Origin of the sequence: Streptomyces sp. YIM 130001, from assembly GCF_003574445.1 — a bacterium.
In the GTDB taxonomy this organism is placed as follows: Bacteria; Actinomycetota; Actinomycetes; order Streptomycetales; family Streptomycetaceae; genus Streptomyces.
Genome location: NZ_KZ984566.1, coordinates 83,972 through 98,463, shown reverse-complemented (window position 1 = coordinate 98,463; position 14,492 = coordinate 83,972). Strand labels below are relative to the sequence as shown.

Annotated in this window: 11 protein-coding genes; 5 read left to right on the top strand and 6 right to left on the bottom strand. The window is 70.1% G+C overall.

Annotated elements, in window-relative coordinates:
• Nucleotides 1–95 precede the first annotated feature (95 nt).
• The gene (gene metG, locus DSC45_RS29105; RefSeq protein WP_119294962.1) at nt 96–1,823 is read left to right on the top strand and encodes a methionine--tRNA ligase; all 1,728 of its coding nucleotides are present in this window, start codon (nt 96–98) and stop codon (nt 1,821–1,823) included.
• Nucleotides 1,824–1,897: 74 nt separating this feature from the next.
• Here the strand turns inward: metG and DSC45_RS29100 are convergent, their stop codons facing one another.
• A complete protein-coding gene (locus DSC45_RS29100) occupies nt 1,898–2,221 on the bottom strand; it encodes a Uma2 family endonuclease (RefSeq protein ID WP_240434901.1) in 324 nt (107 codons plus the stop codon).
• Nucleotides 2,222–2,343: 122 nt separating this feature from the next.
• Nucleotides 2,344–4,107 (bottom strand): aspartate--tRNA ligase, encoded by a 1,764-nt coding sequence (gene aspS, locus DSC45_RS29095; protein ID WP_119294960.1) that lies wholly within the window; start codon nt 4,105–4,107, stop codon nt 2,344–2,346.
• Nucleotides 4,108–4,329: 222 nt separating this feature from the next.
• On the opposite strand from aspS, the gene DSC45_RS29090 reads away from it, so the two are divergent.
• Entirely contained in the window at nt 4,330–6,522 is a 2,193-nt protein-coding gene (locus DSC45_RS29090; protein WP_119294959.1) for an ATP-binding SpoIIE family protein phosphatase, read from the top strand.
• A 142-nt stretch (nt 6,523–6,664) separates the two neighbouring features.
• Here DSC45_RS29090 and DSC45_RS29085 read toward each other — a convergent pair whose 3' ends face one another.
• Nucleotides 6,665–7,141, bottom strand: a complete 477-nt coding sequence (locus DSC45_RS29085; protein WP_119295021.1) for a DUF6194 family protein — start codon at nt 7,139–7,141, stop codon at nt 6,665–6,667.
• Between the two features lie 104 nt (nt 7,142–7,245).
• Between DSC45_RS29085 and DSC45_RS29080 the strand changes: the two genes are divergently transcribed.
• The gene (locus DSC45_RS29080) at nt 7,246–8,085 is read left to right on the top strand and encodes a MerR family transcriptional regulator (protein ID WP_119294958.1); all 840 of its coding nucleotides are present in this window, start codon (nt 7,246–7,248) and stop codon (nt 8,083–8,085) included.
• Here the strand turns inward: DSC45_RS29080 and DSC45_RS29075 are convergent.
• From DSC45_RS29075 to DSC45_RS29065, 3 genes are all read right to left on the bottom strand, one after another.
• Nucleotides 8,022–9,107: an AI-2E family transporter gene (locus DSC45_RS29075; RefSeq protein ID WP_119294957.1), complete on the bottom strand. Its 1,086-nt coding sequence runs from the start codon at nt 9,105–9,107 to the stop codon at nt 8,022–8,024. The two genes, DSC45_RS29080 and DSC45_RS29075, sit on opposite strands and share 64 nt — an antisense overlap.
• A 184-nt stretch (nt 9,108–9,291) precedes the next feature.
• Entirely contained in the window at nt 9,292–10,248 is a 957-nt protein-coding gene (locus tag DSC45_RS29070; protein ID WP_119294956.1) for a pirin family protein, read from the bottom strand.
• Between the two features lie 125 nt (nt 10,249–10,373).
• Nucleotides 10,374–10,847, bottom strand: a complete 474-nt coding sequence (locus DSC45_RS29065; RefSeq protein ID WP_119294955.1) for an SseB family protein — start codon at nt 10,845–10,847, stop codon at nt 10,374–10,376.
• 218 nt (nt 10,848–11,065) lie between these two features.
• On the opposite strand from DSC45_RS29065, the gene DSC45_RS29060 reads away from it, so the two are divergent.
• Both DSC45_RS29060 and DSC45_RS29055 read left to right on the top strand, forming a co-directional pair.
• Nucleotides 11,066–12,898: an acyl-CoA dehydrogenase gene (locus DSC45_RS29060; RefSeq protein WP_119294954.1), complete on the top strand. Its 1,833-nt coding sequence runs from the start codon at nt 11,066–11,068 to the stop codon at nt 12,896–12,898.
• 262 nt (nt 12,899–13,160) lie between these two features.
• Nucleotides 13,161–14,477 (top strand): amidohydrolase, encoded by a 1,317-nt coding sequence (locus DSC45_RS29055; RefSeq protein ID WP_119294953.1) that lies wholly within the window; start codon nt 13,161–13,163, stop codon nt 14,475–14,477.
• The last annotated feature ends 15 nt before the right edge of the window (nt 14,478–14,492 follow it).

Sequence of the window (14,492 nt, the reverse complement as noted above, 5' to 3'; positions counted from 1 at the left end):
CGCCATACGGTCGGATACGCTGGTGAGGTTCCGTAGACGCCGTACCGAAAGAAACACGGACGTCACTCCTCGCAGCGACTTGGGAGCAGCCTGTAATGGCTCGACACCTCATCACCAGCGCCCTTCCGTACATCAACGGGATCAAGCACCTGGGCAACATGGTGGGGTCCATGCTCCCGGCGGACGTGTACGCCAGGTACCTCCGCCAGCGCGGCCACGACGTCCTCTACATCTGCGCCACCGACGAGCACGGCACCCCCGCCGAGCTCGCCGCCAAGGAGGCCGGTCTGCCGGTCGACGCGTTCTGCGCCGAGCAGCACGGTGCGCAGAAGGCCGTGTACGACGGCTTCGAGCTGGCCTTCGACCACTTCGGCCGCAGCTCGTCCGAGCAGAACGTCGAGATCACCCAGCACTTCGCCCGCAAGCTCCACGGACACGGCTTCATCGAGGAGCGGGCCATCCGCCAGGTCTTCTCGATCGCCGACGACCGCTTCCTGCCGGACCGCTACATCGTGGGCACCTGCCCGCACTGCGGTTACGACAAGGCCCGCGGCGACCAGTGCGAGAACTGCACCCGGGTCCTCGACCCCACCGACCTGATCGACGCCCGCTCCGCGATCAGCGGCAGCAGCGACCTCGAGGTCCGCGAGACCAAGCACCTCTTCCTGCTGCAGTCCAAGCTGGCCGGCGAGGTCGAGGCGTGGATCGACGCGACCGGCGACGAGTGGCCGCAGCTGGCCTCGTCCATCGCCCGCAAGTGGCTGACCGAGGGCCTGCACGACCGCTCGATCACCCGCGACCTGGACTGGGGCGTGCCGGTACCGGCCGACACCTGGCCCGAACTGGCCGCCGAGGGCAAGGTGTTCTACGTCTGGTTCGACGCCCCGATCGAGTACATCGCCGCGACGAAGGAATGGTCCGACTCCGCCCCGTCCGACGAGGTCCGCGACTGGAAGTCCTGGTGGTACGAGGGCGCCGGCGCCGAGTCCGTGCGCTACACGGAGTTCATGGCCAAGGACAACGTCCCGTTCCACACGGTGATGTTCCCGGCCACCGAACTCGGCACCCGCGAGCCCTGGAAGAAGGTCGACTACGTCAAGGCCTTCAACTGGCTGACGTACTACGGCGGCAAGTTCTCCACCTCGCAGAAGCGCGGCGTCTTCACGGACGCGGCCCTCGAGCTGCTGCCCGCGGACTACTGGCGCTATTTCCTCATCGCCAACGCCCCCGAGTCGGACGACAGTTCCTTCTCCTGGGAGCACTTCACCGCCACGGTCAACAAGGACCTCGCCGACACCCTCGGCAACTTCGTGAACCGTGTCCTGTCCTTCTCCCGCAAGCGCTTCGGCGACGACGTACCGGCGGGCCGTGAGGCCGGCGAGGCCGAGCACAAGCTGGGCGAGGAGATCGCGGGCCTGCTCGCCGAGTACGAGGACCACATGGAGACGCTGCAGTTCCGCAAGGCGGCGGCCTCGCTGCGCGCCCTGTGGTCGGCCGGCAACTCCTACCTGGAGGAGAAGGCCCCCTGGCTGGAGATCAAGACCGACCAGGAGGGCGCGGCGCTCACGCTGCGCACCGCGATGAACCTGATCCACCTCTACGCGGTGGTCTCCGAGCCGTTCATCCCGGCGTCCGCGAAGGCCCTGCGCGCCGCCTTCGCCCTGACCGAAGACACGGCGACCTGGGTCTCGCCCGAAGAGGCCCGCACCCTCGCCTCGGTCCCGGCCGGCACGCCCTTCACGGTCCCCCCGGTCCTCTTCGCCAAGATCACGGACGAGGACCTGGAGTCGTACAAGGAGCGCTTCGGCGGCGCGGAGGAGTAATCCCCGGACACGACACAGGAAGGCCCGGAACCGCCCACTTGGGTTCCGGGCCTCGCCGCATCCGTACGGGCCGGTCAGCGCCCCCAGACCTTCAAGGGCACCGTGTCGATGTCGATGCCGACGGGGTCAGGGAGGGTGCGGGACTCGCCGCACGGGACGTTCTCCACCCGCTCGTACTTTCCGCGATCCCGCTGCGGACGGGAGTGCACCCTGACCTCGCAGGAGTCCCGGTCGATCAGGAGGTGGACGGGGATGCCGGCCTCGGCGTGGGCACGTGGCTTGTCCAGTCGGTCCCTCCGCTCGGTGTCCGAGTCATTGGACGTGACCTCGACAGCCGTCAAACCCTCATCGGCCGAGGCCCACTCGCCCTGCCCGACGACCGCATCGAGATCGCCCACGCACCCCGGGCCCGACATTGCCCGGCAGCCCTCGCCGCCCGGCTCACCGCTCCGTACGGGGCGCCGGACATATCGAAGGGCCCGGGATCAACGACCCCGGGCCCCTCGGACGTACGCGGAAACTACTTCGGCTGCGGCCTCCGCACCGTCAGGCTGAGTTCCTTCAGGCGGGACTCGTCCAGCTCCGTCGGGGCGCCCATCATCAGGTCCTGCGCGTTCTGGTTGAGCGGGAAGGCGATCGTCTCGCGGATGTTCGGCTCGTCGGCCAGGAGCATCACGATGCGGTCCACGCCCGGGGCGATGCCACCGTGCGGCGGGGCGCCGAAGCGGAGCGCGCGGAGCATGCCCGCGAACTCGTGCTCGACGGTGTCACGGTCGTAGCCCGCGATCTCGAAGGCCTTGATCATGATCTCCGGCTCGTGGTTCCGGATGGCACCCGACGACAGCTCGATGCCGTTGCAGACGATGTCGTACTGCCAGGCCAGGATGTCGAGCGGGTCCTTCGAGTCCAGGTCGTCCATACCGCCCTGAGGCATCGAGAAGGGGTTGTGCGAGAAGTCGATCTTCCCGGTGTCCTCGTCCTTCTCGTACATCGGGAAGTCCACGATCCAGCAGAAGCGGAACTCGTCCTCGACGAAGTGCCCGGCCCGCTTCGCGGCCTCCACGCGCACCGCCGCCATGATCTTCGAGACCTCGTCGAACTCGCCCGCGCCGAAGAACACCGCATGCCCGGGGACCAGGCCGAGGCGCTCGGTGAGCACCTTGACGTTCTCCTCGGTGAGGAACTTGGCGATCGGTCCTGCCAGTGCGCCGTCCTCGCCGACCCGCACCCAGGCGAGGCCCTTCGCACCCTGCTCGACGGCGTACTCACCGAGGCCGTCGAAGAACTTCCGGGACTGGCCCGCGGTGTCCGGCACGGGCAGCGCCCGCACGTGCTTGCCGGCGAAGGCCTTGAACTCGGAGCCCTCGAAGACGTCGGTGATGTCGACCAGTTCGAGCTCGGCCCGCAGGTCCGGCTTGTCGTTGCCGTACTTCAGCATCGACTCCCGGAACGGGATCCGCGGGAACGGCGAGGTCACGTGCCGGCCGCCGCCGAACTCCTCGAAGAGCTCGGTCATCAGCTTCTCGATAGGCCCGAAGACGTCCTCCTGCTCGACGAACGACATCTCGACGTCGAGCTGGTAGAACTCGCCCGGCGAACGGTCCGCACGGGCGTCCTCGTCACGGAAGCAGGGCGCGATCTGGAAGTAGCGGTCGAAGCCCGAGATCATCAGCAGCTGCTTGAACTGCTGCGGCGCCTGCGGCAGGGCGTAGAACTTGCCCGGGTTCAGACGGGACGGCACGACGAAGTCACGCGCGCCCTCGGGGGACGTCGCGGTCAGGATCGGCGTCGCCATCTCGTTGAAGCCGAGGGCCGTCATCTTGTGACGGATCGCGGAGATCACCGCGGTGCGCAGCATGATGTTGCGGTGCATACGCTCGCGGCGCAGGTCGAGGAAGCGGTACTCCAGGCGGCGCTCCTCGCCGACTCCGTCGTCCGCGTTGATCTGGAACGGCAGCTGCTGGGCGGCGCCGAGGATCTCGACGGCCTCGACCTCCACCTCGATCTCGCCGGTGGGCAGCTCCGGGTTGACGTTGTCCGCGCCGCGCGAGACGACCTTGCCGTCGATACGCACGACGGATTCCTTGGTCTGGCGGTCCAGGGTCTCGTACGCGGGAGTGCCGGGGCGGGCGACGAGCTGGGTGATGCCGTGGTGGTCACGGAGATCGATGAAGAGGATGCCGCCCAGGTCCCGGCGATTGTGCAGCCAGCCGCTCAGCCGGACGTCGCTCTCGACGTCGGTGGCGCGGAGTTCGCCGCAGGTGTGTGACCTGTACCGGTGCATCGTTCATCCAATTCTTCGCGTCGTTCGTCGCGAGACGGGCGGGAATCAACCACCCCAGGCTACCGCCCGGCCGCGGCCCGTTCACCGGCGTATACGGGGCACCTCCCCACTCGCCGTGAGACGCCGTGCCGTCCGTCGGCGCAACCCGCCTGCCGCACGCCCGCACCACGGGCGCATCAGGCTCGCTGGCACGTTGCAGGAGGATCTTCTTAGAGTGGGGCAATGGGTACCGAAGACGGCGGGGTGATGCCCCCCGTGGGGGAGATCCTCACCGCTATCGGCACCGGTCTGTGGCACTGGGACACCGCCACCGGCAACGTGATCGTCGACGCGGTGGCCGCCCGCCTGCTCGGTCTGCCCGCCGAGGGCACCACGCTCACCGAGGCCGGCACCCGCGCCCGCTTCCACCCCGTCGACTGGAACGAGATCGACGGCATCGTCGCCCTCGCCGTCGCCGAGGGCACCCCCGCCGAGGTCCGCCTGCGGGTGGTGGACGGGGACGGCCAGGTCCTACGGACCGTACGCAGCAGGTCCTGGCCCCGGGTATCGGGCGCCGCGCGCTCGGGACCGTACTCCCACGACTACCAGTTGACCGGAACGCTGCAGGAGGCCGTCGATCTGGCGCCCGGCGCCTCCGCGCACGGCGCCGTCACCGGAGACTGGCGCCGCTCGCGCGAGGCCTTCCTGCTCGATGCGGGCCGCGCGCTCGCCGAGGCCCGCTCCACATCGGAGGTCCTGCGGGTGGCGGCGGGCCTGTCGATGCCCGGCTTCTCGCCCGACGGCCTCGCGGTCTTCGGCGTACGCGGCGAACGGCTGACCATCGTCGGACACCACGGGCAGGACGAGAGCGAGGCGGATCCGTTCGCCGACCTGACCGTGCACAGCGACTATCCGGCGGCCGAAGTGGTGCGCGGCGGCCGCGCCGTCTACCTGTCCTCGCCCGCCGAGTACCGCGACCGCTACCCCACCGGATGGCCGCTCGCCGCGCACTTCGGACGGCAGTCCTGGGCGTTCCTGCCGCTGATCGTGGCCGGGCGCACCATCGGCGCCTGGATGGCGGCCTTCACCTACCACGTGTCGTTCACACCCGACGAACGCTCGGTGCTGACCACCGTGGCCCGGATGCTCGCCCAGGCCCTGTCCCGCGCCGGAGTCGCCGACACCGAACGCGAACTGACCGACGGACTGCAGCGGTCCATGCTGCCCGCACTCGGACCCGAGATACCGGGCATGCAGGTGGCCGCCCGCTATGTGCCGACCGGCGGCGGCCTCCAGGTCGGCGGCGACTGGTACGACATGATCCCGCTGCCGTCCGGCCGGTACGCGTTCGTCATCGGCGACGTCCAGGGGCACGACGTCCGCGCCGCGAGCCTGATGGGCCAGCTGCGGATCGCACTGCGCGCCTACGCCGCCGAGGGCCACCGGGCGGACGCGGTGCTCTCCCGCGCGACCCGCTTCCTGTGCGGCATCAGCGAGGCCCGCGTCTACGGCTCCACCGGCGGGCTCGAGGCCGTGGCCACCGATGCGCGCTTCGCGACCTGTCTGTACGTGGAGGCCGACCCGGCCACCGGAACCCTGGAGATGGCCAGGGCAGGCCACCCCGACCCGGTGATCAGGATGGGCGACGGCACCGCGGTGCTGCGGCACGTCGACGGCGGCCTCCCGCTGGGCATCGACCCGGACACGGACTACCCGATCACCCGCTTCGGCCTCGGGCCCGGCGAGACGATCCTGCTCTGCACGGACGGGCTCATCGAGACCGGCGGACACGATCTGCTCACCGGCTGGGTCCGGGTCCGCGACATCCTGGAGGCGCATCACGGCGACGATCTGGAGGTACTGGCCGACTCTCTCCTCGCGGCGGTGCACGGCCCGCCCTCGTACTACTCGACGGGGCCGCTCGCCGACCGCCGTGAGGACGACATCGCCATGCTGCTCCTGGGCCGTACGGCGCGGGAGCAGCCGACGGGCGCGGGCGGGCCGGCCAGCAGCGAACGCCGGCGCATCGCGATGACCGTCGCCCAGGCCGCGCCGGAGGGCGTCGCCGAAGCGCGCCGCCAGCTGCGCGAGCTGCTGCACGACTGGGCCGACTCCGACCAGGTGGACTCGGCGGTCCTGATGGTCTCCGAGATGCTCACCAACGTCCTGGTGCACACCGACGGCGACGCCCTGCTGGTCGCCGAGGCCCAGGGGCCGCAGGGGCACCGTTGGCTGCGCGTGGAGGTCTCCGACGGCAGCGACCAGCTGCCGCACAAGCGCGACCCCGGCGAACTGGCCTCCTCCGGCCGCGGCCTGGTCCTGATGGAGATCCTCGCCGAGCGGTGGGGGGTCGATCCGCGGGGCGAGGGCAAGTCGATCTGGTTCGAGCTGTGCGAGGGGGAGGAGGAGCGGGGAGCCGATCAGGGGGCGTCCTAGGTACGCCGGCCGGAAGTCCTCGCAGTGGATCTGCTCGGGCTTCCGGGCAGTGCGGCGAGACTGCCTGCCGGATGCCGTGGGCACCGCGGATGCCGTGGGCACCGCGGATGGTGGCGTGCGTGCGGGACTTCCCGGACGCTGCCTAGCGCTCGTCGTGTCCGCCCGCCGTGCTTCGGCGTTCGTGGCGGGCGCGGGCCGCTTCGTGGGCCTCGCCGAGGAGCCGCAGGACCGTGGCGAGGGTGCGCTCGCCGGGGTTGACCACGGCGATCCAGGACTGGGCTCCGTACACGGGGTGCGGGGTGATCGTGTCGGCCGCCGCATGGTCGGTGGCGGGGTCCGGACGGTCCGGCTCCGCACCGGTGAGCTCACGGAACGCGGTGCGGCCGACGTGGATGTTGACCCGCAGACGGCCGGGACGGTCCAGGTCCGAGGCGGTGTCGCCGGGGTAGTTCTTGGTGACGATCGTGGCGTAGGGCTGGGTGTGCCCCGGAGCGCGGCCGTCCGGGGCGTAGGTGAAGAAGGCGTCGCCCCAGGCCACCTCGGGGGCCGCGCTGCCGGGGCCGGGGATCGTGACCAGGGCGCCGTCGAAGCCGCGCACGGTGCGGACGATGCGGTCCATGGCCGGGTCGGTCGTCCCGGCGTCCGTGCCGTTGTCCGCGTCGTCGTCTCTGTCGATACTCATGGTTCAAGCATCGGCTTCAAGTGCTTCTGTGGGGTTCTCGGATGGGTGGGCCTACGGGGCAGGGTGCGGGATCGGCGCAGGGCGACACTGCGGCCGGTGGACCGCTGCGGACCCGGGACGTCGCCGAGGCCTCCGGCTACTCGGTGCAGCAGGTGCGCGATCTGGAACGGCTGGGCGTCCTCCCGCCCGCTCAGCGCTCCCCCAACGGCTATCGGGCCTACAGCCCCGCCCACGTCCTGGCGCTGCGCGCCTATCGCGGCCTCGCCATCGCCGTCGGCCCCGTACCGGCCCGCCGGCTGCTCGGGCAGCTGCGCGCCGCGCCGCTCGCCGAGGCGGCGGCCGCGGTGGGCGAGCTGCACGCGGGCATCGCGCGGGAGCGGGCGGACGCACTGCACGCCCAGGACGCGTTGCGGGCGATCCGCGACGAGGCGCGTTCACCCGCGGGCGAACGCCCCGACGACGCCATGACGATCACCCAGCTCGCGGACGCCCTGCGCGTACGGCCGTCGACGCTGCGGTTCTGGGAGCAGGAGCGGCTCGTGGCCCCGGAACGGGTCACCTCGCTGCGAGCCCGCCGCTACGGCGTCGCGGCGGTACGGCAGGCCCGCGTCGTCACGGCTCTGCGCGCCGCAGGACACGGCATCCCCGAAGTACGCGAACTCCTGGGCACCCTGCACCGCCTCGACGGTCTCGACGACACCCACCGCGTCCTGGCCCGCCGCCTCGACCGGCTCGCCGTCCGCGGGGTGGCCCTCCTGCGCGCGGGATCCGACCTCGCGGAGCTGATCGACGGCCGAGCGGGGCAAGGCCGGGGGAGTCAGGGCGCCGCGTCGGCCGGTGGCGGTTCCGCGGGCGACGGATCGGGGCGGCCCGCCGCGTAGTTGCTCCGGATCTCCGCGGCGATGCCGAAGGCGGCCGCCGTCAGCGGGACCGCGAGGAGCATGCCGAGAATGCCGGCGACCGACGCGCCCGCGGTGATCGTCACCATCACCACCGCCGGATGCATCTGCACCGTGCGGCTCTGGATCATCGGCTGGAGCACATGCCCCTCGAGCACCTGCACCGCGAGCACCACCCCGAGCGCCCACAGCGCGATCACGAAACCGCGGTCCGCGAGCGCCACCAGCACCGCCACCGCACCCGAGATGAACGCCCCGAGATACGGGATGTACGCGCCGACGAACACCAGCGCGCCGAGCCCCACCGCACCGGGCACCTGCAGAATCAGCAGGCCGACAGTGATGCACAGGGCGTCGATCAGCGCGATGAAGGTCGTCCCGCGCATGAAGCCCTCGACCGCCTCGAAGGCCCTGCGTCCCATCGTCTCGAGCCGATCGCCGCGGCTGCCCGACGCGACGCCGTGCAGGGCACGCACCGCTTTGTCGGAGTCCCGCAGGAAGAAGAACATCAGCAGCAGCGCGAGGACCGCCATCGCGATCACCTGGCCGACCACGCTGATCCCGCTGATCACGCCGGAGGCTGCGGTTCCGCCGAATTTGGAGAGCAGGTCCTTGGAATTCTTCGCCAGATCGTCGAGCGAGGTGCCGGCCGCACCGAAGTGATCGGCGAGCGACTGGGCGGCCTCCCGTACCGAGGCGACGATCTGGTCGCCGGTGTCGATGAGGGCGCTCATCACGATGTACACGGCCCCGCCGACGACGATCAGTACGGCGGCACAGGTGAGTCCGGCAGCCAGTGAGGGGTTGACCCGCCAGGCGACGAGCCGCCGGTGGAGGGGACCGAGCAGCGCCGTGCCGAGCAGCGCGAGCAGCACCGGCGTGACCGCGGTCTGGAACGTGATGCAGAGCCAGACGCCCACCGCCACCACCCCGGCGACGAGCAGGGCGAGGGCGCTCCAGGCGCCGAGGCGCCGGGCCGGTTCCGGGAGCAGGGAGGTCCGCACACGACCAGCCGACCACGGCCGCCCGTCCACGTCGTGCTCACGCTGTCCGGGCGGGTGACGGGTGGTCGTGGGCCGACGGCGCTCGTGGGCCGACGGCGCTGCTCGGACGGACAGGAGAAAGCCGGGATGCCCCTCGGGGGAAATGGGGCACCCCGGCTGTCGGTGGGGGACGCAGCCCGGGGGGCTACATCCCGTGCACGGCCGGGACCGTGCCGAGCCGGCCCTTCTGGAAGTCCTCGAAGGCCTGCTGCAGTTCCTCGCGCGTATTCATCACGAACGGACCGTAGTGCGCCATCGGTTCCCGGATCGGGCGGCCGCCGAGCAGCACGACCTCGAGGTCCGGCGTGTGACTGTCCTGCTTCTCGTCGGCCCGCACCGTCAGGGACGTCCCCGCGCCGAAGACCGCGGTCTGGCCGAGGTGCACCGGCCGCCGCTCGGACCCGACCGTGCCGCGCCCGGCCAGGACGTACGCCAGGCCGTTGAAGTCCTCGCGCCAGGGCAGGGTGACCTCGGCACCGGGCCGGACCGTCGCGTGCACCATGGTGATCGGGGTGTGCGTGATGCCCGGGCCCTCGTGGCCGTCGAGCTCTCCGGCGATGACCCGCAGCAGCGCGCCTCCGTCGTGGGAGGTGAGCAGCTGGACCTGGCCGCCCCGGATGTCCTGGTAGCGCGGGTCCATCATCTTGTCGGCCTTCGGCAGGTTCACCCACAGCTGCAGTCCGTGGAAGAGGCCGCCGGACATCACCAGGGACTCCGGCGGTGCCTCGATGTGCAGTAGGCCGGACCCGGCGGTCATCCACTGGGTGTCGCCGTTCTGGATCGTGCCGCCGCCACCGTTGGAGTCCTGGTGCACGAAGGTGCCGTCGATCAGGTACGTCACCGTCTCGAAGCCGCGGTGCGGGTGCCAGGGGGTGCCCTTCGGCTCGCCCGCCGCGTAGTCCACCTCACCCATCTGGTCCATCATGATGAACGGGTCGAGGTGCTGGTAGTTGATGCCGGCGAAGGCGCGGCGCACGGGGAAGCCCTCACCCTCGAAACCGCTGGGCGCGGTGGAGACGGCGAGCACCGGACGGGCGACGGCGTCCTGGTGCGCCGCGACGCGGGGCAGGGTCAGCGGGTTCTCAACGGTTACTGCAGGCATGGTCGGTACCTCCTCGTGATCCGAGTTTAGTTGAACGTAGAACTTCTTGCCACCACGAACGACGAACGCCCGGGAGGAATTCCTCCCGGGCGTCCCGGACCCGCCTCACGACCGCCGTGGCACCGTCACCCGTACATACGCCGCATCGCGAAGTCGACCATCTGCTCCACGGCCTTGGCGTCGAAGACCATGCGGTGCTCACCCTCCATGTCGAGCACGAAGCCGTACCCGGTGGGCAGCAGGTCGATCACCTCCGCACCGGTGATCACGAAGTACTTGGAGTCCTTGCCCGCATAGGAGCGCAGCTCCTTGAGCGAGGTGAACATCGGGATGACCGGCTGCTGGGTGTTGTGCAGCGCGAGGAAGCCCGGGTTCTCGCCGCGCGGGCAGTAGACCTTGGAGGCGGCGAAGATCTGCTGGAAGTCCTCGGCGGCGAGCGAACCCGTGGTGAACGCCCGCACGGCATCGGCCAGCGAGGGCTGCGACGGCTCGGGGTACAGCGGCGCCTGCTGGCCGTACCCGCCGGGCGCCTGCTGGGGCGGAGGCTGGGGCGAGCCGTAACCCTGCTGGGGGCCCGTGTTCTGGTCGTAGCCGTACATGTGGCCAAGACTACTGAGTGCAGGGGCCGTTCCCGTCCCCTTCCCCCAAGCTCCGCACAGCGCGAGCGAAAGGGCCGGGCTTCTCCCGCGAGGGGAGACAGATCACAGATGTGGGGTTAGGGGTTGCTCTTATTACCGACGGGTAGCATCATCATAGCTACTACCTGGTACGTGAACGTGGGCCTTGCCTCTTCTTAAAGTCTTTTGGAGCCGTCGCCATGGGGCACTACAAGTCGAACCTCCGCGACATCGAGTTCAACCTCTTCGAGGTGCTCGGTCGCGACAAGCTGTACGGCAGCGGACCGTTCGCGGAGATGGACACCGACACCGCGAAGAGCGTCCTTTCCGAACTGACCCGCCTCGCCGAGAACGAGCTGGCGGAGTCGTTCGCCGACGCCGACCGCAACCCGCCGGTCTTCGACCCGGAGACCAACACCGCGCCGGTGCCCGAGTCCTTCAAGAAGAGCTACAAGGCGTTCATGGACGCCGAGTACTGGCGGCTCGGCCTGCCCGAGGAGATCGGCGGCACCACCGCCCCGCCGTCCCTGATCTGGGCGTACGCCGAGCTGGTCCTGGGCGCGAACCCGGCGGTCTGGATGTACTCCTCCGGCCCCGCGTTCGCCCGCATCCTCTTCGAGGAGGGCAACGAGGTCCAGAAGAAGATCGCCGAGATCGCCGTGGAGAAGACCTGGGGCTCCACCATGGTCCTCACCGAGCCGGACGCCGGCTCGGACGTCGGCGCCGGCCGCGCCAAGGCCGTCGAGCAGGCGGACGGCTCCTGGCACATCGAGGGCGTGAAGCGCTTCATCACCTCGGGTGAGCACGACATGGAGGAGAACATCCTCCACTACGTCCTCGCCCGTCCGGAAGGCGCCGGCCCCGGCACCAAGGGCCTCTCCCTCTTCCTGGTCCCGAAGTACCACTTCGACTTCGAGACCGGTGAGCTCGGCGCTCGCAACGGCGTCTACGCCACCAACGTCGAGCACAAGATGGGCCTCAAGGCCTCCAACACCTGCGAGATGACCTTCGGCGACAAGCCGGACCAGCCCGCTGTCGGCTGGCTGATCGGCGACAAGCACGACGGCATCCGCCAGATGTTCCGCATCATCGAGTTCGCCCGCATGATGGTCGGCACGAAGGCGATCTCCACTCTCTCGACGGGCTACCTCAACGCCCTCGAGTACGCCAAGGAGCGCGTCCAGGGCTCCGACCTCGCGCAGTTCATGGACAAGTCCGCGCCGAAGGTCACCATCACGCACCACCCCGACGTGCGCCGCTCGCTCATCACGCAGAAGGCGTACGCGGAGGGCATGCGCGCCCTGGTCCTGCACACCGCTTCGGTCCAGGACGAGATCGCACTCAAGGAGGCCGAGGGCGAGGACACCGCGCAGCTCGAGGCCCTCAACGACCTGCTGCTGCCGATCGTCAAGGGCTACGGCTCCGAGAAGGGCTACGAGCAGCTCGCGCAGTCGCTGCAGACCTTCGGCGGCTCCGGCTTCCTGCAGGAGTACCCGATCGAGCAGTACATCCGGGACGCCAAGATCGACACGCTCTACGAGGGCACCACGGCGATCCAGGGCCAGGACTTCTTCTTCCGGAAGATCGTCCGCAACCAGGGCGCCGCGCTGAACTCGCTGGCCGAGGACATCAAGAAGTTCCTGGCCGTGAACACCGGCGGCGAGGACCTCTCGGACGCCCGTGAGGCGCTGTCCAAGGCCGCCGTGGACCTGGAGGCGATCGTCGGCACCATGCTGACGGACCTCGCGGCCACCGAGAAGGACGTGAAGTCGATCTACAAGGTCGGCCTGAACTCCACCCGGCTGCTGCTCGCCTCCGGCGACGTCGTCGTCGGCTACCTGCTCCTTCGCGGTGCCGCCGTCGCCGCCGAGAAGCTGGCCGGCGCCTCCGCCAAGGACAAGGCGTTCTACACCGGCAAGATCGCGGCCGCGAAGTTCTTCGCCGCCAACATCCTGCCCGGCGTCGGCGTCCAGCGTTCGCTCGCCGAGGGCGTCGACCTGGACCTCATGGAGCTGGACGAAGCGGCCTTCTGAGCCCTTCCCCACCCGGACCCCCGCGGCGGCCTGCTGCGGGGGTCTTTTGTGTTCCCGAACAGTCTTGATTTTCGTATACCAAAAATGACGAACGTCACGCCTGGAGCACCTGGAATTCTCTGATCGGGTAGAATTAGCTGCAGGACTGCACTACATGCGCTTGTCGGGAGGTTTAATTTTGGGATACAAAATGAGCGAACTCCTCCCCCCATCCCAGGAGCCCTCCGTGAGTGACGAGTCCCCCCAGCCCCCGTCCCGCCGGATGTCCCGGCGCGGTGTGATCGCGGGCGCTGCCGCGCTCGCCGGCACCGCCGCCGTGTCCGCGACCGCGGCCAGTGCCGCCACCGCCCCCGAGGGCCGTACGCCGACCTCGCCGGGCGCCGACCGCGACACCCGCGGCGCCAAGGCCGTCGCCTACCGCAACGTCCGCCCCTTCGGCGCCGCCGATCCCGTGGACCTGCTCACCGTCGACGGCCGTATCGCCGACGGGCCCGTGCCCGCCGGCGCCAAGGTCGTCGACGGTGGCGGACGCGTCGCCCTGCCCTCCCTGGTGGACGCCCACATCCACCCGGACAAGACGAGCTGGGGCGGCGACTGGGTGTCCCGCAAGCCGGCCTCCGGCATCGCCGACTACATCAAGCAGGACGTCGAGCTCTTCGAGAGCCAGGACCGCGGTATCGCCGAACGGGCCCACGGCCTGATGGCCCACGCCGTCACCCGCGGCACCCGGGCCATGCGCGCCCACGCGGACGTCGCCCCCGCCTACGGTCTGGCCGGCGTCGAAGGCGTCCACCGGGCCGCCGAGCGCCTGGGGCACGCCCTCGACGTGGAGATCGTGGCCTTCCCGCAGCACGGTGTGGCCAAGGCACCCGGCACCGCGGAGCTCCTGGAGGAAGCGGCCCGTACCGGCTACGTCGACTTCATCGGCGGCCTCGACCCGATCAGCTTCGACAACGCCCTCGACGAACAGCTGGACCTGGTCTTCGGTCTCGCCGACCGGCACGGCATCGGCGTGGACATCCACCTGCACGACCGGGACGAGAACGGCACCAAGGTCCTCGACGCCATCATCGACCGCACCCGGGCCCTCGGCCTGCGCGGCAAGGTCAACGTCAGCCACGCCTTCTGCCTCACCAACCTCTCCGAGTCCGAACTCGCCCGGACCGCGGCAAAGTTGGGCGACCTGGACATCACCGTGACGACCGTCGCGCCGAACGAGTCACTGGTCCTGCCCATCGCGCAGCTGCACGAGCACGGTGTCGGCGTCGGCCTCGGCTCGGACGGCGTGCGCGACTCCTGGAGCCCGTTCGGCAACGCGGACATGCTGCACCGCACCCACATCCTCGGCTGGGTCACCGACATCCGGCTCGACCAGGAACTGACCGACGCTTACGAGGTGGGCGCCCACGGCGGCGCCGACCTGCTCGGCATCGGCCGCTCCGAGTTCAAGAAGGGCGACCCGGCGGACTTCGTCCTGCTGCGCGCCCAGGGCATCCCGCAGGTCGTGGTGGACATGCCGCAGCGGGACATCGTCGTGCACGCGGGCCATGTCGTCGCCAGCGACGGCGAGCTGCTGTAACCACCCCGCCGCCAG